Origin of the sequence: Tsukamurella sp. 8F (assembly GCF_029167375.1) — a bacterium.
Taxonomy (GTDB): Bacteria; Actinomycetota; Actinomycetes; order Mycobacteriales; family Mycobacteriaceae; genus Tsukamurella.
The window spans coordinates 163377-187241 of record NZ_JARFTP010000007.1 but is presented as its reverse complement, the minus strand read 5'-3'; the positions used below and the strand labels follow the sequence as shown (position 1 = coordinate 187241).

The following is a 23865-nucleotide window of genomic DNA, read 5'->3' as shown; positions in this document are numbered from 1 at the left end:
CTTCGTGCTTTGTCGGGGACGAGTCAGCGGCGCCTGTCCTGCTTGCCGCCTTGCAACGGAACGTGCTTGAGACCGCCCCACAGCAGCTGGACGGTAGTGGCGACGGCGTCCTCCTTGCTGATGGCGCGGTCGGCGTACAGCCAGTAGCGCGCGCTTACCTGGCTGGCGCCGACGAGTCCGACCGCGAGGATCCGAGCACGGTGCGGGTCGAGACCCGAGTCGTGGGCGACCAGGTCGAAGACGGCGTCGATACACGCCTCGACCGCGCCCTCGACCCGCTCCTGTACGGCGGGTTCCATGACGTCGGATTCGAAGATCAGCCTGTAGCCCTGACTGTCCAGGTCGACGAAGTCGAAGAACGCGCCGACCGCTGCCGCGACACGCGCGTGGTTCTCGGTCGAGCTGCTCAACGCACTGCGAACGCCCTTCACGAGCGCCTCGACGTGACTGTGCAGGACTGCGATATAGAGATCGAGCTTCGACGGGAAGTGCTGGTACAGCACGGGCTTCGAGACTCCGGCGCGGACCGCTATCTCGTCCATGCCCGCGGAGTGGTAACCGACGTCGACGAAGACACTGCTCGCGGCCTCGAGTAGCTGGATGCGCCGGGCGCTGCGCGGCAGCCGGGCGCTGCGACGCGGAGCGGGCCCACCGCGGGGATTTCCCGCGCCCGGTGCGATCGCACCCACGTCCGACATGTGCCACCTCGTTCGTTGTCTCGCGCCGGGGAACGGTTCTCCAGCAGGCCTACGACGATACTCCCGGGCCCGTCCCGCACCGCGATAGACATCGCTCGGTGGGCGCGAGTCTGGCAGGCTGGGGCGCGTGCGCGACACCGTCGGACTCCCGCCGCTGCGGCCGGTCGACCGGGCCACGGAGGTCTGGCCAGGCGGGTTCGTGACGGTCCATGGCGGAAGGCTGTTCGTCAGACATGTCGACGGTGCGGCGGCGCCGACAGCTCGCGCCGATCCCCGCCCCACGGCAGTCATGCTGCACGGGCTCGGCGGGTCCTCCATCAACTGGACCGATCTCGGTCAGGTGCTCGCGCCCCGCATCGCGTCCTTCGCCCCGGACCTTCCCGGATTCGGGCTGTCGGACCCGCCCGTCGACGGTGACTACGGCATCGACGCGTGCGCGGACACCGTCGTCGGCTATCTCGAGCACCTCGTCACGGCCCGCGGCTGCGAGCGCGTGCACCTACTGGGCAACTCCCTCGGCGGCGCCGTCGCCGTGCGCGTCGCGGCGCGCCGGCCGGATCTCGTCGCGACCCTCACTCTGATCTCGCCTGCGTTCCCGGACCTGCGCCCGCGCCTGCGTCGGTTGCAGTTCCTGCCGCTGACCCTGGTGCGCATCCCGTTCGCCGGTCCGGCAGGCTTCCGGCTCGTCGGTAGCGCGTACCCGGAACGCCAGGTCGACCAGACGTTCCGGGAGATCCTGGTCGATCCGGCGGTGATGGGACCCGTGCGGCGGCAGCAGGCGATCGACCAGGCCGTGGCTCGGGCCGGGCTCCAGTGGGCGCCCGACGCGCTCGCCGCAAGTTTCAACGCTCTGGTGCGCAGCTGGATCGTCGACGCCGGGTCGGCGCACTGGGGTGCGGCGCGAGCGGTGTCGGCTCCCACCCGTGTGCTGTGGGGTGCCCGCGACCTACTCGTGAGTGCCGGCATCGCGCCCAAGGTGGTGCGGCACATCGCCGGTAGCACGCTCACCGTGTACGGCGCGGTGGGGCACGTCGCGCAGATGGAGCGGCCCGCCGATGTGGCGCGAGAGGTCTGTGACCTGGTCTGTCGTGGCTACTGACCGCCGGGGCGGTGTGTCGCACACGTGATCGGCGGGACGTCTGTGACAATCTGGCATCTGTGAGCAGACCCTCCGGCCCCCCGCGTCTACCCGCAGGTGGCGACGTGCCACGCGGGCACCGTCCCCGCCCGGACGCGAACGAGCCGCTCCGGGCGAGCCGCGATCCGATCAACGACGACGGCGGTCGCCCCCGCGCGCCCCGCGACCGGCAGTACCGCAAGCAGGGCCCCCTCGGCCGCATGCTGACCACCTACGGCTGGCGCGCGTACGCCATCCCTGTACTGGTCGTCCTCACCGTGCTCCTGGTGCTGCAGGCGTTCGGTGTGCTGTCGATGGGACGGTCGGAGCCGAACGACGACGCCACGCAACAGGCAGCGACGAACCTGACCTCCCGCAACCCCAATCCCGCGGCGGGCACCGCACCGGTGGGCGCCCCGACCGGTCAGCTCACCGGCGCCGTCCCGAACGCGAGCGCGTTGCCCGGCGGCGGACCGTATACGGAGAAGGGCGCCAAGACCTGGCACGTCGTCCCCGGGTCGACGCCGAAGATCGGCAAGGGCGCGCAGCAGACCTTCACGTACAAGGTCGCGATCGAGGACGGAGTCGACACCACGTCGCTCGGCGGCGACCAGCCGTTCGCCGCGATGGTCGACGCGACCCTCGCGAATCCGCAGAGCTGGATCCACGACGACCAGGTCGCGTTCCGTCGCGTCGACAAGGGCAGCGCCAACTTCACTATCTCCCTGACGTCGCCGATGACGACGAGGGACGCCTGCGGATACACGATCCAGTTGGAGACCTCGTGCTACAACCCGGAGCTCTCGCGAGTCGTGCTCAATGAGGCTCGTTGGGTCCGGGGCGCCGCGGCCTTCCAGGGCGACATCTCGGCTTACCGGCAGTACCAGATCAACCACGAGGTCGGGCACGCCATCGGCTACCCGAACCACGTCGCGTGCCCGGGGAACGGCAAGCTCGCACCGATCATGATGCAGCAGAGCTTCGGCGTCGCGAACCGCGACATCTTCGCGCTCGACAAGGCGCCCCAGTACGACAACGACAACGTCTGCAAGCCGAACAGCTGGCCCTACCCGGGCGCCGGCTAGCCACAGCGGGAATCCGTCGCCCGCTCGGCGCGTTGACCACATCGTGAGTGATCTTCCGCCCCTTGTCGAGCCCGCAGCCGAGCTGACCCGCGAGGAGGTGGCGCGGTATTCGCGGCACCTCATCATCCCGGATCTGGGCGTCGACGGGCAGAAACGTCTGAAGAATGCACGTGTGCTCGTGATCGGCGCGGGCGGCCTCGGTAGCCCCGCTCTGCTGTACCTCGCGGCCGCAGGAGTCGGCACCATCGGCATCGTCGAGTTCGATGAGGTCGACGAGTCGAACCTGCAACGCCAGGTGATCCACGGTGCGTCCGATGTGGGCCGGCCGAAGGGCGAGAGTGCTCGCGATTCGATCCGCGAGATCAACCCGTTCGTCACCGTGAACCTGCATCCGATCCGGCTCGAGCCGGACAACGCGGTGGAGTTGTTCGAGCAGTACGACCTGATCCTCGACGGAACCGACAACTTCGCCACCCGCTACCTGGTGAACGACGCCGCCGTACTCGCGCACAAGCCGTACGTGTGGGGTTCGATCTTCCGGTTCGAGGGGCAGGCCTCCGTCTTCTGGGAGGACGCGCCGAATGGCAAGGGCCTCAACTATCGCGACCTCTACCCGGTGGCGCCCCCGCCCGGCATGGTGCCGTCGTGTGCCGAGGGCGGCGTGCTGGGCATCCTGTGCGCGTCGATCGGCTCGATCATGGGGACCGAGGCCATCAAGCTGATCACCGGCATCGGCGAGCCGCTCCTGGGCAGGCTCATGGTGTATGACGCCCTGGAGATGAGCTACCGCACTATTCGGATCCGGAAGGACCCGGAGACGCCACGGATCACCGGACTCATCGACTACGAGGAGTTCTGCGGGGTCGTGTCCGATGAGGCCGCGGAGGCCGCCGCGGGCTCCACCATCACACCGGAGCAACTCCAGGTGATGCGGGCCGAGGGACGCGATTTCCAGCTCGTCGACGTGCGCGAGCCGGTCGAGTGGGACATAGTGCGCATCGACGGTGCGAAACTCGTGCCGAAGTCGCACTTCGAGACCGGTGCGGGTCTCGCCGAGGTCTCGGCAGACAAGCCCCTCGTCCTGTACTGCAAGACCGGCGTGCGATCCGCCGAGGTGCTCGCCGCGGTGCACAAGGCGGGCTACAACGACGCTGTGCATCTGCAGGGCGGCATTGCTGCCTGGGCGAAGACGGTAGACACGTCGCTTCCCGTCTATTGATCCGCGTCAGGCGAGGAGCGCCGGCAGCGTCGCCGCCGCGACCGCCCCGAGCAGAACGACCGCGGTGATCGACAACCCGACCGGATTGCCCAGGTTGACGGTGTAGCCGATGCCCATCCGCTTGGGGACCAGGATCGCCGGATCGTCAGGCGCGACGTAGAAGACGCCGGCCTTCCATCGCGCGTCGTCGTCGGGAGAGTCGGGCCCGTCGCCGGGCATCGCCGCGGCGTTCCGGATACGACGGAACCCGAGCACGACGGAGCCGAGCACCACCGCCACGACGGCGACGACGGTGGCCGCTGCGAACGCATTGAGAGTCTTGATCGGCGCGTCCAGGGCGAGCAGCGTTGCGGCGCCCGACACGACGACGGCCACGGCCACGGAAGTCGCGGCGAGGATCCGCTGCGTCACCTCCCGCGCGGCGCGCTCGCGGGCACGGGCGGACTGGGGATTGCCGTCCGGCAGGTGCCGGACGGGCAACCGGCGAATCAACCATGCCAGCCCCCACGTCACCGCGACGACCGTCAGGCCGACGAGTAGGGGACCGAACACGGATCCCGCGCTCTTGTCGGCCCATCGCGTGACGCCGGATCCGTCGACCTGCTGCGGGATCCGCGCGGGGATCCGGTCGTACCAGACGGTGAGGAGGCTGGCGGCCGCCGCAAGCACGGCCGTCGCCACCGCGTAGGGAACCCAGGGTGTGGCGGGCCGGTCGTCGCGCGTGACACTGGCGCCGACGCGGACGGTGGTACCGGCGTACCAGTCGCCGTCGATCTTCGCGCGGCGGATGCCGGCACGCCCGGCCTGCATCGAGAGTAGGGCGCCGAGCAGCAGGAGTAAGGGGCACACACCGGCGGCGAGGGCCTGCGCCCGGGCCGGTAGTGCTGCGGCCGCGAGGGCGACCACCACCGCGACGACGGTTGCCGCGAGAGTGCCGACGCGGAATCGTCGGATCCCGGCGGCGACGGCGGGGTCGTCGATCCGGCTGCGCGGGATGGACACCCCCAGGGGAACGGTGGTGCGGCTCAGTGCGGGTGTGCACAGCAGTAACGCGCCGAGCAGAAGCGTGACCAGGGCGTCGGCGTAGACCATCAGGCGTCCTCTTCCCGTATGAATCGTCTTGTGATGGAGCGGCATTCGTCGAGTATCCGATCCTCAGGGAGGCCGTGTGCCGTGCCCTCGGCGAGGAGTGTCTGGAGGCGCCCGCGCCACGCCTCGTCGAACCCTGGTCGCGGGGGGCCCGACGACGGATCGCGGGCGATCACCGAGCCGGACTTGCGGTTGGTGGCCACGATGCCCTCCTCGCGCAGCAGGTTGTACGCCTTCGCGACGGTGGCCGGGTTGATGCCGAACGCCGCGGCCAGCGTGCGGACGGCCACGAGTGGCGCACCGGCCTTCAGGCGCCCAGCGGCGACCGCCTCGACGATCCGATCGCGGATCTGCTGGTAGATCGGATCGGACGACAGCGGATCGATGTAGACGTCCACGGAACCCCATCTGTATTAGTAGTACTAGTACAAATGTAACAGGAATATCGGCGGCGGTCCACGCGGTTGTGCGGGCCATGACACTGAGTGGTGAGTACGCACAGGAGAAGGCCGGTTGGGTCGCGGAGCAACTGGCCAAGATCGACGAGACCGGTACGACCGATTCGGTGGGCGTACGGGGACAGCAGGTAGTCGTCTTCACCTACCGCGGCCGTAAGTCCGGCAAGCTCTACCGCCGTCCGTTGATGCGGGTGGAGAAGGACGGCGTGTACGCCGCATTCGCGTCCAAGGGCGGCGCGCCCGACAATCCGGCCTGGTACTACAGCTTCCTCGGTAATCCGGAGGTGGACGTCCAGGACGGAACCGAGATCGTTTCGGGTGTCGCGCGCGAGATCAGCGGCGCCGAGTACGACGAGTGGTGGGAGCGCGGTGTCGCCGCATTTCCCGACTACGCCGACTACAAGAAGCGTACCGATCGCGTCATTCCGATCTTCCTTGTCGAGCCTAAGGAGTAGCGACCGGTAGATTCGTTCTCCGTGAGCCCAGTGGAGCCGCCTGAACACGTGCTGTCGACCTTCGGCCTGTCCGAGTCCACCCCCATCGCGCTGGGGCCGGACTGGGACGGGGGTTGGCGCGTGGGCGAGGTAGTGCTCTCGCTGGTCGCAGACCACGCCCGTGCCGCCTGGTCCGCGAAGGTACGGGAGAACCTGTATGTCGAGGGCATGCGGCTCGCGCGGCCGTTCCGCGCTACCGACGGTCGCTACGTCGTGTCCGGCTGGCGGGCCGACACCTTCATCGCCGGTTCCCCGGAGCCGCGGTACGACGAGATCGTGTCGCTGGCCAACAGGCTCCACGAGAAGATCGCCGGGCTGGACCGTCCGCGGTTCCTGCTCGCGCAGCCGGTGGCACCGTTCACCGACGTCGACGTGTTCGGCTTCGCAGATCGCGCCGCGTGGGAGAACAACCCGTTGTCCGTCGCCACCAAGATGGGCGCGTTGGCGGACCTCTCCGAGGACTCACAGCACAGTCTCGAGCTGGTCAAGCGGCTCGCGACACTGCGTACCCCCGTCGAGGCCAAGCCGCAGCTGGTGCACGGCGATCTCTTCGGAACGGTCCTGTTCGCGGGCGCCGCCGCTCCCGGGATCACGGATATCACCCCGTACTGGCGTCCCGCGGCCTGGGCGGCGGCCGTCGTCGTCGTGGACGCGCTCGCCTGGGGCGGAGCCGACGATGAGCTCCTGGTGCGCTGGCGCGACCTGCCCGAGTGGCCGCAGATGGTGCTGCGCGCGCTGATCTTCCGGCTCGCCGTCCACGCCCTGCACCCGCGCTCGACCGCCGAGGCGTTCCCCGGCCTCGAGCGTGCCGTCGAGCTGGCTACCTGGATCCTCTGACATGCAGGACCCCACGACGGCGACCCGCCGGATCCTCGTTGCGCACGGAACCCGCTCCGTGCGCGGCGTGGCGGTCGTGGGCGACCTGGCGCGGGCGGTGGCACAGCGCGTCGGGGCTCCCGTCGCCGTGGCATTCGTAGACGTCCTCGGCCCGTCGCCGCGCGAGCTGCTCGCCGCCGACCCGCGCCCCACGGTTCTCGTGCCCTGCTTCCTGGCGGCCGGCTACCACGTCCACAGCGACCTGCCCCGGCATCTCGAGGCGAGCGGGCATCCTTCTGCCACCGCGTCCCGGCCACTGGGGCCCGATCCGGCGCTGGCATGTGCCCTCGTGCGCCGCTTGCGCGAGGCGGGATGGGTGCCGGGTGACAGGGTGGTGCTGGGCGCTACCGGCTCATCCGATCCGCGTGCTCGCGACGATGTCCGCCGCATGGCTGCGATGCTGGCTGCCGAGGTGGGAGACGATGTGCCGCACGGTTTCCAGGCGGCCGGCGAGCCCCTGGTCTCCGACGCGGTGGCGGCCGTCCGACGTGAGGTCGGCGATGCGGGCGCGGGACGTGTCTTCGTCGCGTCCTATCAGCTCGCGCCTGGGCTGTTCCACTCGCGACTGGCCGATGCGGGTGCCGACGGCGTGACCGCGCCGCTCGGCGTGGCGCCAGAGGTGGTGGGCCTCATCGCGGAGCGCTTCACAGCCGCCGCAACACACGTCGCTCAGCGCCGCTGAGGCGGTGTACGCACATCGCCGTTGTGGGGTGGATGCTCCGGCAAGGGGCTCGGATGCCAACGCACCTCACGTAGCGGGATCCGGCCGTCTACTGCGAGAACGCCCTCGGCGCGCAACGCCGCGAGCTGGCGGGTCCGCAGGTGCGGTGCCGGCCGGCCGCTCGCGAGGATCACCCGGTGCCACGGCAGATCCGCAGAGTCCTCCCGCATGATCGCCGCGGGAATCCGCGGTGAACTCAGTCCGAGGGCGTCCGCGATGTCGCCGTATGTCATGACCCGCCCCGGCGGTATCGATGCGACACACGCCCGCACCGCCTCGACGACCTCGTCCGTGATCGCTCCCATTCCTCGACCGTAGTCTGAACCCCATGCAGCTTGCGGACTTCCAGGGTGTGCACGTCTACGCGATACCCATGACGGCACGGTTCCGCGGTATCGACGTGCGCGAGGGCATGGTGCTGCAGGGGCCGAGCGGCTGGGGCGAGTTCTGCCCGTTCGACGACTACGACGACGTCGTCGCCGCCACCTGGATGGCGACGGCGGTGGAGTCCTGCTTCGGCACCTGGCCCGCGCCGCATCGCGCCGAAGTCGAGGTGAACTGCATCGTCCCCGCGGTGGGCCCCGAGGTCGCCGCGGAGTACGTGCGCCGTGCCGGGTGCCGCACCGTCAAGGTGAAGGTGGCGCACGAGTCCGGGATCGGCGCGGACGCCGAGCGGGTGTCGGCCGTGCGGGACGCGCTGGGGGCCTCCGGCGCGATCCGCGTGGATGCCAACGGCGCGTGGGATGTCGACGAAGCGGTCGCGAACCTGAGACTGCTGGAACGTGCCGCCGGCGGTCTGCAGTACGCCGAACAGCCCTGTGCAACATATGAACAGCTCAAGGAATTGCACACACGCACCGACGTTCCGCTCGCGGCGGACGAGCTGATCCGCAGGGCTGTCGATCCGATGCGCGCCCGGGCACGCGATGTCGCCGATGTCGCGATCATCAAGTGCACGCCGCTGGGCGGGGTCGAGCGCGCGCTCGCCGTCGCCGAATCGACGGAACTGCCCTGCGTGGTCTCGTCCGCCCTGGAGACCAGCGTCGGACTCGCCGCCGGGGTGCGCTTGGCGGCGACCCTCCCGAGTCTCGACCACGCATGCGGCCTCGACACGCTGGCGCTGTTCGTGTCGGACGTCGTCGGCGACGGATCGCTGCGCTCCGAGCGTGGCGTCGTCGCCGTGCCGGAGCGTGCGCCGTCGCCGGATCCCGCACTGCTGCACCGCTATCGTGCCGATGCGCCGCGCGAGTGGTGGTGGCGCGAGCGCGCCGAGCGGGCGCTCGCGCTACTCGAGCACGGCTAGCGCGGGGCCGTCGTCGACGACTGCGGCTCAGCACTGGGCGGGTGCGTCGGCGTCGGGCGCGTCGCGGTCGGTCGGGGCGTCGCGGTCGGCCGGGGCGCTGTGGTCGCAGGCGGACGCACCTGTTTCGGCGATGTCGCCCCCTCCGGCACGGCGCGGTCTTGTCGCACCTCGCGGCCGCGCAGCGAGAAATGCACGACGACAGGACCTTCCGTCGGGCAGCAGGTGGCCACCCCGCCCCACATGTAGGAGGCCCACACATCGGTGGGCCCCGACCGCACGACGTTCGGGTAGACGGTGTAGCCGGCGGTGGCAGGACGAAGGATGCCCCGCCGATCGAAGAAGAGTAGCTGTTTCGCGGAGCTCGCCGTGCCGCCCTGGATGGTCGCCACCAGCCACATCAGGTCCGGGCATGAGCCGACCGCATCGGGCATCGCGTTCAGCGTCACGAAGGGCACCGGCTCGTCGTGCGAGAGATACCAGGGGCCCAGGGACGCGAGAGCGTTCGCGACCACCGGTGACGCAGGGTCCACGCACTTGCCGTGACCTGCCGTGGCCGGCGTCGCATCCGAGCGGTCTGCCGCGGCCTGCGTGGGATTACGCGTGCCGGTCCGCGTCACGTGCGCTCCGCCGGGTCGCGCGGCGGCTGTGCCGCTGGGCTGCACCACCGCTGTGGACTGCCGCGCAGAATCGTCTGCCGTGCCCCTTACCTCCGAGCAACCGGCGACCACTGTCGCTGCGATCGCCGTCGCGCCGACGACGCGTCTGATTCCGGCCATCTCCCCGTCCCCATCCCGGCTGCCGCTCGGCCGCCTCCGGAGACGGAATCGGGTGCGGCTGAGGCGTCGTTACGGGCCGGTCGGTCGGGTAACGACCCCCGGTCCCGAGGCGATCTCCCTTCAGGCGACCGTGTCGGCCGCGAAAGACCATGGGGAGGAATCATCGTGACATCGAGGACCTGCGCAATCCGCGGCGCGATCGGCGGAATCGTCGTGATCTCGGCGTTCACCGCACTCGCGAGCCCGGCCGCGGCCGCAGCGCCCGACGCTCCCGGGCTGTACCGCCATACGAACGGCAACTACGCTTTCGTGTCACCCAGCGGAAGCTTCCACTGCGGTATCGCAACGACTTTCGGACCTATGGCGGGCTGTACGGGAGAGCTCCCCGCGAGCCTGCCCCAGTCGGTGCCGTTCCGGCCCAACGAGGTGTTCGGCGGGAACAGGTGGACCGACTGCGGTCCGAACGGCTACGTCGCAGTCGAGAGCACGGGTCCGTACGCGAGTTGCACGACGCAGCCCTTGTGGACGACGGATTCCCAGCTCCGTGTGCTCCCGTACGGACATTCGCTGTCTGCGAACGGATTCACGTGCCGGTCCGAGCAGGCGGGTGTGACGTGCCGCCACGACGACTCGGGTCACGCGGTCACTGCGAGTCGCCGCAAGGTCGTCGGGCGCTAGGCTTTCACGCCGACCGGAGCGCGTGATAGACCGCGGCGCCGAACAGATTCCCCAACTCCACCACCGCATCTTCGGTGTCTTTGCGGGCCAGAAGGGTTCGCACAGCGGCCTCGCCGGAGGAGACCCACAGCTCGACGAGCGCGGGGAGTTTGCGCTCGTGGTCGGGGACTTCCCACGCGGCCAGCGTCGGCCGCAGCATCGCGGTGCATTTCGCGAGAGCAGTTGCGCGGCCCCTTCCGAACAGGTCGGCGACCTCGGAGTCGGGGCTGCTGTAGAGGAGCATCCAGGCCTGCGGTCGCGCGGCCACGGAGCGCAGGAGTGCCGTGAACCCGTCGATGAAGACGGCGGTGTCGGCGTAGACCTTCCGCGGCGTCAGCGCGTCGAGAACCGCGTCGCGGAGGTGGTCCTCCTCTCGGCGCAGTAGGCCGTCGATCAGGGCCTTGCGATCGGTGAAGCACGCGTAGACCACCGGGCGGGTGACGTGCATGCGCCGGGCGACGGCGGCGATGGTCACAGCGTCCACGCCGTCGTCGATGGCGATATCGAGCGCGGCGTCCAGGATCTGCGGTCGGCGCCGCGCGGGACCGAGGTGCTCCGCGCGCCGGGGCCGCTCCTCGGTCTCCGCCACGGCGACGACCGTACCAAGTCGCTGCCCCGCCACGACCGTCTGCGGCACTGGAGACTCCGGCGCGCGCCTGGATTCGTGGGCCGGCACGGCCTTCCACAGGTCGGCAGGCACCGGAGAGGCTACGTGGGTGTACGAGCCGGCGTCAGGCAGCGGCCCTCCGGCTGTAGCGGTTCTTCGCCTCTGCGGGTGTCACGGTGTTCAGGCCGGCGGTGGCTCCCTGGGTGAAGTGCCGCCGCAGGATGGTCGCCGTATGGGGGGCCACGATGCTTGCGAGCTTGACGGTGCCCCGTCCGTTCGCCGCCCCGAGTGCGGAGACCACGGGTCGGACGGCGTGCGGGTAGCCACGGTCCACCATGCCGGGCTGATCGGTTCCAGCCAGCTCGCGCATCCACGCAGGCAGGGTCGCCACGGCGGCGGGCGCCAGCAGTTCGCTGCCGATCCGGATGCGCGGGCCCTTGCCGCGTGTGTGGAGTAGGTAGTGCATGCCGCGTCGCGCCCGCTCGGTCATGCACAGCGTGGGCCGCACACGCTCGAAGTACGCGCGTACCTCGGCACGCGAGGTGGGGACGTCCTGCACGCGGCACGTCTGTAGCTCTGCCGCGGTGACGCAGTCGCGCCAGTAGCGCGCTTCGTCGGCGGGTGACAGGAGCCCGGGGCCGAACATCTCGTAGCACTTGAGGACCGAGTGCCAGCCGGTGACGTGTATCCACAGCTGCGAGTCGGGATTGTTCGCGGCGTAGCGGCGGCCGGTGACGGGCTCGATTCCGGTCGCCTTGGCGTGCACGTCCATGAGATGCTCGGACGCCGCGACCGCAGTGCGACCGTCGGCGAGTGCCACGAGCAGGAAGTACGACAATGTGCGGTCGAGACGACCGAACGGATCCGTGTAGATGCCCGCCGAGTCCGCGACAGCGGCGGCCAGGTCGGGATCGAAGTGCTCGAGCGCGACCGCGCGCTGGAACGCGATGAGGGCCGTGGGGGACGTCCACACCCTCCAGGTGGGCGAGTCAGGCCCGAAGAAGCCCAGGTCCGTGATCCGCAGGGCGTCGGATGAGAGGTTCATGAGCGAAGACTATCAGCATTTCATTCACGTGTGTAGGAATCATTCTGCATGATCGGGCAACACGCGCCGGAGGTGCTCGCCGACCACTCCCGGAACCTCCTGCGCCACCATGTGATCCGAGTCCACGGTGACCAGCTCCGCTGAATCCGGAAGGGATAGGGCGAACGCCTCGGTGACGAACAGCGCGCGGGACGCGCGGAGCACCGTAGTCGGGATGCCGGCGGGCGGCGTCACGACAGGGCGTGCCAGTTCGCCCCACATCGCTGTGACAGCGGCGCACGAGACGTCCCACTCCCAGCGGCCCGTGTCACGGTGCGCGAGGTGTTCGGCGATCTCGGTGTCGAGGACGTCGTCGGGGACCTCGGCCCACGCACCCGACTTCTTCTCCTGCCGTGCCTCCTCGACCGAGCTGAAGTCGAAGTGCGCAACCGTCTGCTCTGCGATCGTGAGGCACATCCGAGGATCCAGGCCCTGCGCGGGGTCGAGGAGTAGGAGTGCCGACACGAGGTCGGGGCGAGACCGTGCCAGGCGGCATGCGAGGGCCCCGCCGAGCGAGTGCCCGACGACGGTGGCCGATCCTCTCGCGTAGTGCTCGACGACCTCGACGAGATCGTCGACCAACTGCTCGAAGTGCCATGGCGGGTCCCAGGTCGACCGGGCATGGCCGCGCAGGTCCGGTGCCAGCACCCGCGCCCCGGGAACCTCGGAATCCGCGAGACCCCGCCACCGCGCGCCGTGCCCCGTCACCCCGTGCACTGCAAGGACGACGGGCGTGGGATCCGGGGAGTTCCAGGGGCCGTACATGTGCACGTTCAGCATGGGCCGACCGTACCGCCGCCCCGGCGTGGTGGGACGTCGGCACGGCGGGACCGTGCGTGGCCCCGGCGCGGCAGCGGGACGCCGTTACAGCGGCGGTGAGATGACGGCTGCCTCGTGCACGCCGGCTTCGACGGATCGGCGCGCGCGGTGTCTGTCGTCGCCGAAACCCACACACAGCCGGTGGATCATGTCGGCGTGCAAAGCCGAGAGTCGGTCGGTCGGCAGCAGGCTTGCCGACGAGAGCATGACGGCACCGTGTCCCGACGCCCAGATCTCGCCCGCCCACATGGCGGGGTCGTGGCCGGCGTCTGGGTGGAAACGGCCGCTGCGGACGCATCGCCCGACGAGCTCGAGGAGCAGTGCGAATACAGCGTCGGCCGGATCGCTCCCCTCGTCGGGAGGTTGATCGACGAACATCACGCGGTACATGGCGGGGTCGCGGAAGCCGGATGCGACGTGCGTCGCCGACGCGCGAGCGAGATCGGCGACGGGGTCATCCGTTGCGCCGGCTGCGCGCAGCGATGCGGCCAGCTCGTCCAGGGCGGCTCGGCGAACGTGCCGATGCACCTCGTCCATGCCGCCGAAATACGTGTAGACGGCGGTGGTGGAGGTTCGAGCCTCGCGGGCGAGCCGCCGGGTGCTCAGGGCCGCCCGTCCCTCCGTCGCAAGAATGCGGATCGCGGCCTCCGTCACCGCTGTGCGGACCGCCGGGTCGAGCGCGCGGGGACTCATGAGAGGTTCCGTTCGCGGCGGATGGACCACGCCCATACGGCGAGGGTGACAGCCCACAGCGGATAGTTGAGGGCTAGTCGCGCCACGACCATCGCGCCTGCCTGGTCGTGTTCGTAGAACCAGATCTGCGCGCCCGCGCGGGTTGCGAATGCGGCGGCCGCCGTCGCGGTTGCGACCGAGTAGGCGAACAGCACGCGCCGGTCGCTGCGCCACCGCATACCTGTCCCGCTCATGGCGTGCCACAGGACCCCGGCCAGCGGCCATCGCACCGCGATCGACGCGGCCATCGCGGCAGCACAGGCGGTGTATCCCCAGATATCGGGCAGGAAGTAGTCGCGCGGATCCCCACTGCGGTAGGCGATCACCGAGGACACCGCCACACCGACGACGCTCCCGATCGCGGGCCGCAGTGTGAGGCGTCGGAGCGCCCGGATGACGACGAGGGCGGCCGCACACGCGATCGCGGCGACGATCGCGTGTGTCATCCCGGCCGCGGAGTGCACCACGACGAACACCGTCGACGGAATCGCCGACTGGACGAGACCGGAGAGTCCACCGACGTGCTCCCATGCGGTGGCGCGGGGCGGACGCGCCCCGGGCCGTGCCACGCGACCTACTGGATCGGTGGTGCTCGGCCGACCGATGCCCGGGCGGGAAGCGGTGTTGCAGGCGTCCATGAATTCGTTATATATCACCGTTACGCTACGGTCAACCCGTGACCTCGCAGGCCCTCCCCGCCGGGCGGCGAACTTGTCGGTGGCATGTGTTCTGATGGTCGGCGGTGAACGGGTTCGGAGTGAGATGGGAGGTGGCCGAATGGAGCGGATGGGGGACGGAGCGGACGCCGCCCGGCACCGTCGTCCACAGGTCACGCTTGCTTACCGCCGGCCGGACGCGCCACCGGCGCGGGAATGGGGCGGTGCGATCGCCGGGCTCATGAAGCCGTCCAGTGGCGCGCTGCCGCTGGATACGGGCGGGTGGGCGCCGTACCGCATCCGCGGCGGGCCGGGCACAGGCAAGACGTCGGCGCTGGTGGACACCGCTGTCGCCAAGCTCACCGATCCGCTCGTGGACGCCGAGTCCGTACTGCTGTTGGCCGGCAGCAGGCTTGCCGCTCAACGGCTGCGGCGGGAGATCTCCGCGCGTGTGCTCGCAGCGGCGCCCGACGGCGGCAGAGCCCACGCCGCGCACGAGCCGCTGGTGCGCACCGTCCACTCGCTCGCGTTCGCCGTCCTGCGGCTCGCTGCCACCCGTAGCGGTGGCCCGCCGCCGCGCCTGATCACCGGGTCTGAGCAGGATGCGGTGATCAGGGAGTTGTTGCGCGGCAACGTCGAGGACGGGGCGGCATGGTGGCCTACGCGGCTGCGCCCGGCGCTCTCTACGAACGGTTTCGCGGGCGCGCTGCGGGATCTCTTCGCACAGGTGGCGCAGCGTGGTGTGGGGCCGGAGCAGCTCGCCGACCTGGGCCGTGAACACGGCCGCGACGAATGGGTTGCGGCGGCGCGTGCCTACGCCGAGTACCAGGAGACGACGCTGTTGCGCGGCTCCGTCGGTCTGGCAGGACCCCAGGCGGTTGCGCCGGCGGTCGACGCGGCCGAGCTCATCGACGCCGCCGTCACCGCGCTCGCCACCGACGACGGGCTCCTGTCGCAGCAGCGGGAGAAGATCCGGTTCCTGCTGGTGGACGACGCGCAGAATCTAGACCCACTCGCTGCCGCGCTGGTGCGGCTGCTCGGCACCGGCACCGAGCTCACCGTGATCGCGGGCGACCCGGACCAGGCGGTCTTCTCCTTTCGCGGCGCCGCGACGCGGTTCCTGCAGGGTATGGACGTACCGCCGGACCGAGACATACTGCTGGACCGCAGTTTCCGCTTCGGTGACGAGATCGCAGGCACCGTCGATCGCGTGTCCTCGCGTCTCCCACAGAGGTTCGTCTCCACGACCGCAGAGTGCCCGAGGCCCGGCACCGCTGACGTGCGGATCTTTGCGACTCCGGCCAAGGAGGCGGACGCGATCGCCGCGATGCTGCGCCGCGAGCACATCGCGCGCGGGGTCGCCTGGGAGGACATGGCGGTCGTGGTGCGATCGGTGTCCGCGTCGGTCGCCCCGCTGCGTCGCGCGCTCGCGTACGCCGGCGTGCCCGTCACCGTACCGTCGGACGACGTACCGCTCGCCCGGCAGCGGGTGGTCCACTCACTGCTGCTGGTGCTGCGTATCGTCGGCGACCCGGCATCAGTGGAGGCGGCCGACGCACTCACACTGCTGACGGGCCCCGTCGGGGACGGGGATCCGCTCACCTTCCGACGCGTGCGTCGAGCGATCCGGCGTGTCGATCCGGCGGATGAACGCGGTTCCGCGCAACTGCTGCGGGATGTGCTCTGCGGCGACATCGACGCGGCGCCGTACCGTGCGGCGCTCACCGAGCTCGAGGCCGAGCCGATCGAGCGGGTCGCCGAGGTGGTGGAAGCCGCGCGCGCGTCCGCAGCCACGGGCTCCGTCGAGGACGCGCTGTGGTCGGCGTGGGCCGCGACCGGTCTGGCCGCGCGCTGGTCGGGACTCGCCCTGCGCGGTGGTTCGCTCGGCGAGCAGGCCGACCGCGATCTGGACGCGGTGCTCGGATTATTCGACGCGGCTGCGGATTTCACAGACACGCTGCCCACGGCTTCGGTGAGCCGGTTCGTCGAATACATCGAGCAGTTGCAGATCCCGCGCGGCCGCAGCCGCGGCTCCGGCGGTGCCACGGCCGGTGTCACGCTGCTCAGCGTGCACGGCGCGGTGGGGCGCGAGTGGGACGTCGTCGCCGTCGCGGGGATCCAGGAGGGTCGCTGGCCCGACCTGCGTCTGCGCGGAGGCCTGCTCGGCACGCAGGACGTCGTGGACGTGATCGACGGGTTGCCCACCGCCTCGCTGGCGACGGTGTCCAGGTCGTTGCCGTTGCTCGCAGAGGAAAGGCGCCTGCTGCTGGTCGCGTGCTCGCGAGCGCGTACCAGGCTGCTGCTCACAGCGGTCGACTCCGCCGACGGCGACGGGGAGCAGGTTCCGTCGCGCTTCCTACAGGGGCTGGCGCCAACCCTGACCGACGACCCCGAGACGTACACGCCTGCCGTCGAGACCGAACCGGTCGCCGCCCTCGACCTGCGTACGATGGTCGCGACCCTGCGAGCCGTCGCCTGCTCCGGCACCGCGGAGGAAGCCGAGAGGAACCACGCCGCAAGACAACTCGCCCGCCTCGCGGAGGCCGGCGTACCCGGTGCGCATCCATCGACCTGGTACGGCTTTCCCGGCACCAGTACCGACGACCCGCTGTGGCGGCCCGACGACGGCCCGGTCGTGCTGTCGCCGTCCAACGTCGAGGCGCTGGAGGCGTGTGCCCTGCGATGGATGCTGCAGCGCTTCGGCGGCCGCGATGGCAACACCGCGCAACAGATCACCGGCAACCTGGTGCATACGCTCGCGCAAGCGGTCGCGGGTCGGATTCCCAAGGAGGAGGTCACGGCCGCGCTCCGGAAGGTATGGGAACGTGTCGATCTCGACGCTGACTGGTTCGCGCGGCGCGAACTCACCCGGACCGAGAGCATGCTCGAGAACCTGCGCGCGTGGCTCGCCGCGACCCGTACCGACCTGACGGAGGTCGCCGTCGAGGTGGGCGTCGACGCCGTCATACCCGCCGGCGCCGGCGAGGAGCCGGACCTCCGGGTGCGCGGGCGCATCGACCGCCTCGAGCGCGACGCGCTCGGCCGCCCCGTGCCGATCGACCTCAAGACCGGTCGGACTGTGCCCACCAAGGCGGACGCCGAGGCGCACGCGCAGCTGCGCACGTACCAGGCCGCGCTCGCGCACGGCGGCGTTCCCGGTGCTCTCGTCGAGCCGGGTGCCCAACCGGGCGGAGGTCGCCTCGTCTACGTGGCGAAGGAAGCGAAGACCGGTGCAGCCGAACGGGTCCAGCCCGCACTCACCCCCACCGACGTAGACGAGTGGCTCGTCGTGATGCGCCGCGCCGCGCGTGCGACACGGGGCCCCTCCTTCGCCGCGACGCTCGGCCCGGTCTGCGCACACTGCGACGCCGCCTCCTGCTGCCCCGCGGTCGACAAGGGGAGGGCGGTCACCGATGACTGACCCAGACCTTCCCCACGCGCCCTACATCTCCGCCGACGACCTCGCGGTCGAGCTGGGTCAGGCGTTCGGTCCCACCGACGAGCAGCGGGCTGTGATCGAGGCCCCGCTCGAGCCAGGCCTCGTCGTCGCCGGCGCGGGTGCGGGCAAGACCGAGACGATGGCGGGTCGCGTCGTATGGCTGATCGCCAACCGGTACGTCACGCCTGACCAGGTGTTGGGGCTGACATTCACACGGAAGGCCGCGCAGCAGTTGATGATTCGCGTGCGCAAGCGGCTAGCGCGACTCGCGGGGGCGCAGGTCGTCGATCGCATAGACCCGACCGGCGGCCTGCGCGTCCTGTTGCGGACCGTCGAGCCGGAGATCAGCACGTACCACACGTATGCCGGGCGGCTGCTCGGCGACTACGGCATGCTGATGCCGGTCGAGCCGTCCGTGCGGCTGGTATCCGAGACCGAGCGTTGGCAGATCGCGTATGACGTCGTCACCGGATGGGACGGTGAGCTGGACACCGATCGAACGCCGGCAGCGCTCACGCAGCACGTTCTGGGACTCGCTTCGTCGCTCGCGGACCATCTCGTCGACCCCGGAGAGATCTTGGAGGCCGACCGCGAGCTCGAGCGCCTGATCCTCACGCTGCCCCCCGGACCGCGCCAGCGGAAGGCCGTGAGCAAGGACCTCGAGAAGCAGGGCGACATCCAGGTCGAACGGCGCGAGCTCATTCCTCTCGTCCGCGCCGTCGCCGCCGAGATGCGGGCACGGGAGGTGCTCGACTTCGGGTCCCAGATGAGCCTCGCCGCTCGCCTCGCGCTCGAGCACCCCGACGTCGCCGCACTCGAGCGCCGCCGCTTCGGCGCCGTGCTGCTGGACGAGTACCAGGACACCGGGCACGCGCAGCGCGTCCTGCTCGCATCGGTGTTCGGGGCCTGGCCGCGCGACGAGGGTCGGAGGGGCGTGCTGGCGCCCGCGGTGCCGGATGTCGCCCGGGTCCCGGCGGTGCCGGATGTCGCCCGGGTCCCGGCGGTCACAGCAGTGGGCGACCCCATCCAGTCCATCTACGGCTGGCGCGGCGCGTCCGCATCGAACCTGCCCCGGTTCATCACGGACTTCCCCCTGGCGGACGGCAGCCCCGCACCCCGCCGCGAGTTGCTCACAAGCTGGCGCAACCCCGAGTCCGCCCTGCGCATCGCCAACCAGGCTTCGGAGGAGCTGCGCGAACGGGGTGTGCCCGTCTCGACGCTCCGGGCCCGCCCCGACGCCCCCGACGGGGACGTGCGGATCGCGCTGCACCCCACGGTGATCGACGAGCGTGCATGGGTCGCGGATGCCGTCGCCGGCTTCTGGCGTGAGTCCGTCGAATCGGGTGAGCCTCCGCCCACGACAGCAGTCCTGGTGCGCCGCAATGCGGATTCGGCGGGCCTTGCAGCGGAGCTCGGCGCGCGCGGCATCCCGGTCGAGGTCGTCGGCCTGGGCGGACTGCTGCACACGCCCGAGGTACAGGACGTCGTCGCACTGCTGCGCCTGGCCGTGGACCCGCTGGCCGGAACGGCGGCGATGCGTCTCCTCACCGGGCCCCGATGGCAGCTCGGCGCCGCGGACCTGCGTGCGCTGTGGGAGCGAGCCGGACGGATCGCGACCCAGGTCGGGCGCGCGGCGGCGGGCACCGTCGGAAGTCGGGAGCAGCTCGATGCCGCCCTCGATGCGACTCTCCCCGCCGAACTTCTCGACGTGGCCGGGCTGGGCGATGCGATCGCCGATCCCGGCCCGGCACAGGCGTATTCGACCGTCGGGTTCGACCGCATCAAGTCGCTCGACCGGGAGGTCCGGCACATGCGGCAGCGCCTCGGGCACCCGCTGCCCGAGGTGGTTGCGGAGGCCGAACGCGTGCTAGGCGTGAGCATCGAGACGCGAATCCGGGCCGCGCGGCAGGTCGGCGCCAGGGCGTCCGGGCGCGAGCACCTCGACGCGTTCGCGGACGTGGTGGTGTCGTATGCCGAGCGGCCCAACGCTTCGCTTCCGGGGCTGCTCGCATTCCTCACCGCCGCCGAGAGCATCGAGGGCGGCCTCGCACCCGGCGACATCGAGGTCGCCACCGATCGCGTGCAGATCCTCACCGTGCACTCTGCCAAGGGGCTGGAGTGGGAAGTCGTCGCGGTGCCGCACCTCTCCGAGGGGATCTTCCCGTCGAATCGCGCGCTCCCGACGTGGCTGTCGAGCCCCGCGGAACTGCCGCCCGAGCTGCGCGGCGACGTGGTCGCCGAACCCGGCTCGTCTCGTGCCGCGGAGCCAGGCGCGGGCGAGGGCGTTCCGCGCGCAGGTTTCGGCGCATGCGCCAACCGCAAGGATCTCGAGGAAGAACTGGAACGTCACCGCGGAGCACTCAAGGCGCTGTCGGCAGACGAGGACCGCCGGCTCTACTACGTCGCGGTGACGCGTACCGAGCGCGTGCTGCTGCTATCGGGACACCGGTGGAGCGAGGACGTGAAGAAGCCGAAGGCACCGTCGCGTTTCCTCGAGGAGGCCCGCGTCGAGGTGCCGGACGCCGTGGCCGTGTGGGCTGCGGAGCCGGACGAGGACACCGAGAACCCCCTGGAGGCCGAGCCCGTGACCGCGCCGTGGCCACGCGACTTCCTCGGCGCGTACCGCCCTGCCGTCGATGCCGGGGCCGCTCTCGTGCTCGCCGCGTCGGCGACGGAGCCGGGGGAGCACGAACCCGACCCGCACGGCTGGGCCGCTGACGTGACCGCGCTGCTCGCGGAGCGCGAACGGAACCAGGCGCTGGAGCTCGAGGTCCCGGTTCCCCCGGACCTGTCCGTCAGCCAGTTGGTCGAGCTGCGTCGCAGTCCCGCGCAGTTCGCGCGTCGCCTGCGCCGTCCTGTGCCGTACCGGCCGAATCCGTACGCGCGCCGGGGCACCGCGTTCCACGCGTGGGTGGAGCGCCGCTATGGCGCCTCCAGGTTGCTCGATCTCGATGAGCTCCCCGGTGCGGCCGACGCCGGGGGAGACGACGACAACCTGGCGCTGTTGCAGCGCAGGTTCGAGGAGAGCGAGTGGGCGGCGCGCACGCCCGTCGATATCGAGGTGCCGTTCGAGATCGCCGTCGCCGGAACGGTTCTGCGCGGCCGGATGGACGCGGTGTTCCGCGACCCGGGCGGCGGGTTCACCGTCGTCGACTGGAAGACGGGCGCCCAGCCGACCGAACCGGCCGACGAGCGCGCGGCGGCTGTGCAACTGGCCGCGTACCGCCTTGCGTGGGCGCGCCTGCACGGCTGTTCGGTCGACGACGTCCGGGCGGCCTTCTTCTACGTGCGCTCCGGCGAGACCGTCGCACCGTCGGATCTCCTCGACGACGACGGCCTGCGCGTCCTCATCACCAGTGCGGGTGGAGCATGACTATTCGGACGCCGGTGCCTTCCTCGGTGCCCTGGCGATCTTGACGGCGCTGACGATGAGAGGGATCTGAAGGGGCAGGCGGCCGTAGGCGACGAGCTTCTGTGCCGTCGGCTTGTCCGACCATTGCTGGGCCATGTAGACGTTCGCCGGGTAGACGGCGACGTACAGCGCGGCCGCGGCCCAGCCGCCCAGGCGACGGGTGCGCGGCACGGCTAGAAGGCCCGCGATCGTCAGCTCCGCGATGCCCGACAGCTGCGTGGCCTGGCGGGGCGTGATCGGCAGCTGCGGCGGCACGATGTCGTCGAACGGCTTGGGGAAGGCGAAATGCGCGACGCCGGCGGTGGCGAGGGAGCCCGCCATGGTCAGGGCCCTGCGGTTCGTGGATGCCATGTCGCGATTGTGACAGACGTGTCGGCGGCGTAGGTGCGGCTGCGCGTCACTCGCGATGGTCGGGACGCGCCGAGACGGCCCGGGCGGGCGCGCACCGTCGGGCGCGGTTAGAGTCCCACCCGACACGAACGGCGAAAGCAGACAAGTGGCACGCACCAAGTTCCGTCGGCGGCTCAAGGCCGAGCTGACCGACATGCCCGACCACGCGCTCGTCGGCATCCTCCGGATACCGGCCGGCGACGCGAGCCCGTGGCGCGCGATCAGCGTGCGCGTATTCATCGCTCTCGGCGCGCTTTTTCTGGCCGTCGCGATCGTGTGGTTCGAGCGTGACGGCTACCGCGACAGCGCCAAGGATCACCTGACGCTCATCGACTGCCTCTACTACGCCACGGTCTCGCTCTCCACCACGGGCTACGGCGATATCACGCCCGTGAGCCAGTCCGCGCGCCTCGTCAACACGCTGCTCATCACTCCGCTCCGCGTCCTGTTCCTGATCGTCTTGGTCGGGACGACGCTGCAGGTCCTCACCGAGCGGTCGCGGCAGGCATTCAAGATCCAACGCTGGAGGTCATCGGTGCACAACCACACCATCGTCGTCGGGTACGGCACCAAGGGCCGCACCGCGATCAACGCGATGCTCAACGACGGCATCGAAGCCGGCAAGATCGTCGTCGTCGACACCGATTCGACAGTGCTGGAGGCCGCCGAGGCGGACGGGTTGGTCACCGTCCGCGGCGATGCGACGAAGGCCGACGTCCTTCGGCTCGCGGGCGCACCGCGGGCGGGTTCGATCATCATCGCCGCCAACCGCGACGACGCGGCCGTGCTGGTCACCCTCACGGCGCGGGAACTCGCGCCGAAGACGAAGATCGTCGCCGCGATCCGTGAGGCGGAGAACGTGCACCTGCTGCGGCAGTCGGGCGCGGACTCGGTGGTCGTGTCCTCCGAGACCGCGGGCCGCCTGCTGGGCATGGCGACGACCACACCGTCGGTCGTGGAGATGATCGAGGACCTGCTGTCCCCGGGCGACGGTTTCGCCATCGCCGAGCGCGAGGTGACCCGCGTGGAGGTGGGCCGCTCGCCGCGGCACCTGCCCAACATCGTGCTGGGTGTGGTCCGGCAGGGCCGCCTATACCGCGTCGACTCGCCTGCGATGTCCGTCGTCGAGGCGGGCGACCGTCTCCTCTACGTGCGGGACGGCGCCCAGGGCCACTAGCGGCCGGGCAGCACTCGACACGAGGCGTCGATCCGCCCGGCATACGATGGCCATCGTGCCTATTCGTCTGACCGTGCCTCCGCTCCTGTCCCGCTACGACATCGATCGCGCCGACGAGTTGCGCGGCGACTCACAGGCTCTCGACGTCGCGTGGCCCGGTGCGGCGGTCGTGCGGATCGATCGCAAGGGCCGGTTCTCACTCGTCGACGGCGCGCTCGACTACGCGCTCGGGAGCGACGTCGCGGAGTCCCGCCCCGCGGACGCCGTGTTCCTCGGCCGTGTCGAGGACCGCTCCGTCTTCGCGGTGCGTGTGCTGGACGTGGCCGTCGGGGGCGGCGCATCGTCGTCGTCTGATCTGCGGCTCGCCGGCCTGGCCCTGTCCGAGACCGACGCGGCGGTCGCGGCCCAGGCGATCGCCATCCTGAACTGGCATGCTTCGGCACACTTCTCGCCGGTGGACGGCGCACCGACGGAGCCCGAACGCGGCGGGTGGGTGCGGCGCAACACCGCTACCGGTACCGAGGAGTTCCCGCGGACCGACGCCGCGATGATCACGCTCGTGCACGACGGGGGCGATCAGGTACTGCTCGGCCGCCAGGCCGTCTGGCCGGAACGACGTTTCTCCCTGTTCGCAGGTTTCGTCGAGCCCGGCGAGTCCCTCGAGCAGTGCGTCGCGCGCGAGCTCTACGAGGAGGTCGGCGTGGCCGCCGACGAGATCACCTACGTCGCGAGCCAGCCCTGGCCCTTCCCGCGTTCGCTGATGCTCGGGTTCACGGCCCGCACAGCGCGGAACTCTGCCCTCGACTTCCGGGACGGGGAGATCGCGGAGGCCCGCTGGTTCACCCGGGACGAGGTGCGTACCGCACTCGAGGCGGGGGACTGGGGCAGCGAGTCCTCGGATTCCCCACTGCTGCTGCCCAACTCGATCTCGATCGCCCGCGCGATCATCGAGGCATGGGTCGCCTGAGACGTCTCCACCTGGATCTCCACCCGCGG

The 23865-nt window shown here is 70.6% G+C and carries 23 protein-coding genes; 12 read left to right on the top strand and 11 right to left on the bottom strand.

Annotated elements, in window-relative coordinates; genetic code table 11:
- Positions 1-23 precede the first annotated feature (23 nt).
- Complete coding sequence (locus tag P0W64_RS08205) at positions 24-698, bottom strand: TetR/AcrR family transcriptional regulator (protein WP_275479588.1); 675 nt, start codon at positions 696-698, stop codon at positions 24-26.
- Between the two features lie 127 nt (positions 699-825).
- Here P0W64_RS08205 and P0W64_RS08200 point away from each other — a divergent pair, with 127 nt between their 5' ends.
- From P0W64_RS08200 to moeZ, 3 genes are read left to right on the top strand one after another with little or no spacing between them, the layout of a single operon-like run.
- The gene (locus P0W64_RS08200) at positions 826-1797 is read left to right on the top strand and encodes an alpha/beta fold hydrolase (RefSeq protein ID WP_275479587.1); all 972 of its coding nucleotides are present in this window, start codon (positions 826-828) and stop codon (positions 1795-1797) included.
- A gap of 59 nt (positions 1798-1856) precedes the next feature.
- Positions 1857-2900, top strand: a complete 1044-nt coding sequence (locus P0W64_RS08195; protein WP_275479586.1) for a DUF3152 domain-containing protein — start codon at positions 1857-1859, stop codon at positions 2898-2900.
- 43 nt (positions 2901-2943) lie between these two features.
- Positions 2944-4119: an adenylyltransferase/sulfurtransferase MoeZ gene (moeZ, locus tag P0W64_RS08190; protein ID WP_275479585.1), complete on the top strand. Its 1176-nt coding sequence runs from the start codon at positions 2944-2946 to the stop codon at positions 4117-4119.
- Positions 4120-4125: 6 nt separating this feature from the next.
- Here moeZ and P0W64_RS08185 read toward each other — a convergent pair whose 3' ends face one another.
- Both P0W64_RS08185 and P0W64_RS08180 read right to left on the bottom strand, forming a co-directional pair.
- Positions 4126-5211 (bottom strand): DUF5808 domain-containing protein, encoded by a 1086-nt coding sequence (locus tag P0W64_RS08185; protein WP_275479584.1) that lies wholly within the window; start codon positions 5209-5211, stop codon positions 4126-4128.
- Positions 5211-5606 carry a GntR family transcriptional regulator gene (locus tag P0W64_RS08180; RefSeq protein WP_275479583.1) on the bottom strand — a complete coding sequence of 132 codons (396 nt, stop codon included), beginning with the start codon at positions 5604-5606 and terminating at the stop codon, positions 5211-5213. The genes P0W64_RS08185 and P0W64_RS08180 overlap by 1 nt, the downstream gene beginning before the upstream one ends.
- A gap of 77 nt (positions 5607-5683) precedes the next feature.
- On the opposite strand from P0W64_RS08180, the gene P0W64_RS08175 reads away from it, so the two are divergent.
- From P0W64_RS08175 to P0W64_RS08165, 3 genes are read left to right on the top strand one after another with little or no spacing between them, the layout of a single operon-like run.
- Positions 5684-6121: a nitroreductase/quinone reductase family protein gene (locus P0W64_RS08175; RefSeq protein WP_275479582.1), complete on the top strand. Its 438-nt coding sequence runs from the start codon at positions 5684-5686 to the stop codon at positions 6119-6121.
- Positions 6122-6142: 21 nt separating this feature from the next.
- Positions 6143-6997: a TIGR02569 family protein gene (locus tag P0W64_RS08170; RefSeq protein ID WP_275479581.1), complete on the top strand. Its 855-nt coding sequence runs from the start codon at positions 6143-6145 to the stop codon at positions 6995-6997.
- Position 6998: 1 nt separating this feature from the next.
- Positions 6999-7718 carry a CbiX/SirB N-terminal domain-containing protein gene (locus P0W64_RS08165; protein WP_275479580.1) on the top strand — a complete coding sequence of 240 codons (720 nt, stop codon included), beginning with the start codon at positions 6999-7001 and terminating at the stop codon, positions 7716-7718.
- Here P0W64_RS08165 and P0W64_RS08160 read toward each other — a convergent pair.
- Positions 7706-8062 (bottom strand): MGMT family protein, encoded by a 357-nt coding sequence (locus P0W64_RS08160; protein WP_275479579.1) that lies wholly within the window; start codon positions 8060-8062, stop codon positions 7706-7708. The two genes, P0W64_RS08165 and P0W64_RS08160, sit on opposite strands and share 13 nt — an antisense overlap.
- A gap of 23 nt (positions 8063-8085) precedes the next feature.
- On the opposite strand from P0W64_RS08160, the gene P0W64_RS08155 reads away from it, so the two are divergent.
- Complete coding sequence (locus P0W64_RS08155) at positions 8086-9060, top strand: o-succinylbenzoate synthase (RefSeq protein WP_275479578.1); 975 nt, start codon at positions 8086-8088, stop codon at positions 9058-9060.
- On the opposite strand, the gene P0W64_RS08150 is transcribed toward P0W64_RS08155, so the two are convergent.
- The gene (locus tag P0W64_RS08150; RefSeq protein ID WP_275479577.1) at positions 9057-9836 is read right to left on the bottom strand and encodes an LppP/LprE family lipoprotein; all 780 of its coding nucleotides are present in this window, start codon (positions 9834-9836) and stop codon (positions 9057-9059) included. The genes P0W64_RS08155 and P0W64_RS08150 overlap by 4 nt on opposite strands.
- A gap of 165 nt (positions 9837-10001) precedes the next feature.
- Between P0W64_RS08150 and P0W64_RS08145 the strand changes: the two genes are divergently transcribed.
- Positions 10002-10514: a hypothetical protein gene (locus tag P0W64_RS08145; RefSeq protein WP_275479575.1), complete on the top strand. Its 513-nt coding sequence runs from the start codon at positions 10002-10004 to the stop codon at positions 10512-10514.
- 4 nt (positions 10515-10518) lie between these two features.
- Here P0W64_RS08145 and P0W64_RS08140 read toward each other — a convergent pair whose 3' ends face one another.
- From P0W64_RS08140 to P0W64_RS08120, 5 genes are all read right to left on the bottom strand, one after another.
- A complete protein-coding gene (locus P0W64_RS08140; RefSeq protein ID WP_275479574.1) occupies positions 10519-11142 on the bottom strand; it encodes a TetR/AcrR family transcriptional regulator in 624 nt (207 codons plus the stop codon).
- Between the two features lie 142 nt (positions 11143-11284).
- Complete coding sequence (locus tag P0W64_RS08135) at positions 11285-12205, bottom strand: oxygenase MpaB family protein (RefSeq protein ID WP_275479573.1); 921 nt, start codon at positions 12203-12205, stop codon at positions 11285-11287.
- Between the two features lie 39 nt (positions 12206-12244).
- A complete protein-coding gene (locus tag P0W64_RS08130) occupies positions 12245-13024 on the bottom strand; it encodes an alpha/beta hydrolase (protein WP_275479572.1) in 780 nt (259 codons plus the stop codon).
- An 84-nt stretch (positions 13025-13108) separates the two neighbouring features.
- On the bottom strand, positions 13109-13756 hold the full coding sequence (locus tag P0W64_RS08125; RefSeq protein WP_275479571.1) for a TetR/AcrR family transcriptional regulator: 648 nt from the start codon (positions 13754-13756) through the stop codon (positions 13109-13111).
- Positions 13753-14364 carry a DUF3159 domain-containing protein gene (locus P0W64_RS08120; RefSeq protein ID WP_275479570.1) on the bottom strand — a complete coding sequence of 204 codons (612 nt, stop codon included), beginning with the start codon at positions 14362-14364 and terminating at the stop codon, positions 13753-13755. Before P0W64_RS08120 ends, P0W64_RS08125 begins: the two co-directional genes overlap by 4 nt.
- Positions 14365-14572: 208 nt before the next feature.
- Between P0W64_RS08120 and P0W64_RS08115 the strand changes: the two genes are divergently transcribed.
- Together P0W64_RS08115 and P0W64_RS08110 are read left to right on the top strand one after the other, a co-directional pair.
- Complete coding sequence (locus P0W64_RS08115; RefSeq protein ID WP_275479569.1) at positions 14573-17872, top strand: ATP-dependent DNA helicase; 3300 nt, start codon at positions 14573-14575, stop codon at positions 17870-17872.
- A complete protein-coding gene (locus tag P0W64_RS08110; protein WP_275479568.1) occupies positions 17865-21263 on the top strand; it encodes an ATP-dependent DNA helicase in 3399 nt (1132 codons plus the stop codon). Before P0W64_RS08115 ends, P0W64_RS08110 begins: the two co-directional genes overlap by 8 nt.
- Here P0W64_RS08110 and P0W64_RS08105 read toward each other — a convergent pair whose 3' ends face one another.
- Complete coding sequence (locus P0W64_RS08105; protein WP_275479567.1) at positions 21264-21653, bottom strand: hypothetical protein; 390 nt, start codon at positions 21651-21653, stop codon at positions 21264-21266.
- Positions 21654-21846: 193 nt separating this feature from the next.
- On the opposite strand from P0W64_RS08105, the gene P0W64_RS08100 reads away from it, so the two are divergent.
- Together P0W64_RS08100 and nudC are read left to right on the top strand one after the other, a co-directional pair.
- A complete protein-coding gene (locus P0W64_RS08100; protein ID WP_275479604.1) occupies positions 21847-22869 on the top strand; it encodes a potassium channel family protein in 1023 nt (340 codons plus the stop codon).
- A 46-nt stretch (positions 22870-22915) separates the two neighbouring features.
- Positions 22916-23836, top strand: a complete 921-nt coding sequence (gene nudC / locus P0W64_RS08095) for an NAD(+) diphosphatase (RefSeq protein WP_275479566.1) — start codon at positions 22916-22918, stop codon at positions 23834-23836.
- Positions 23837-23865: the final 29 nt, after the last annotated feature.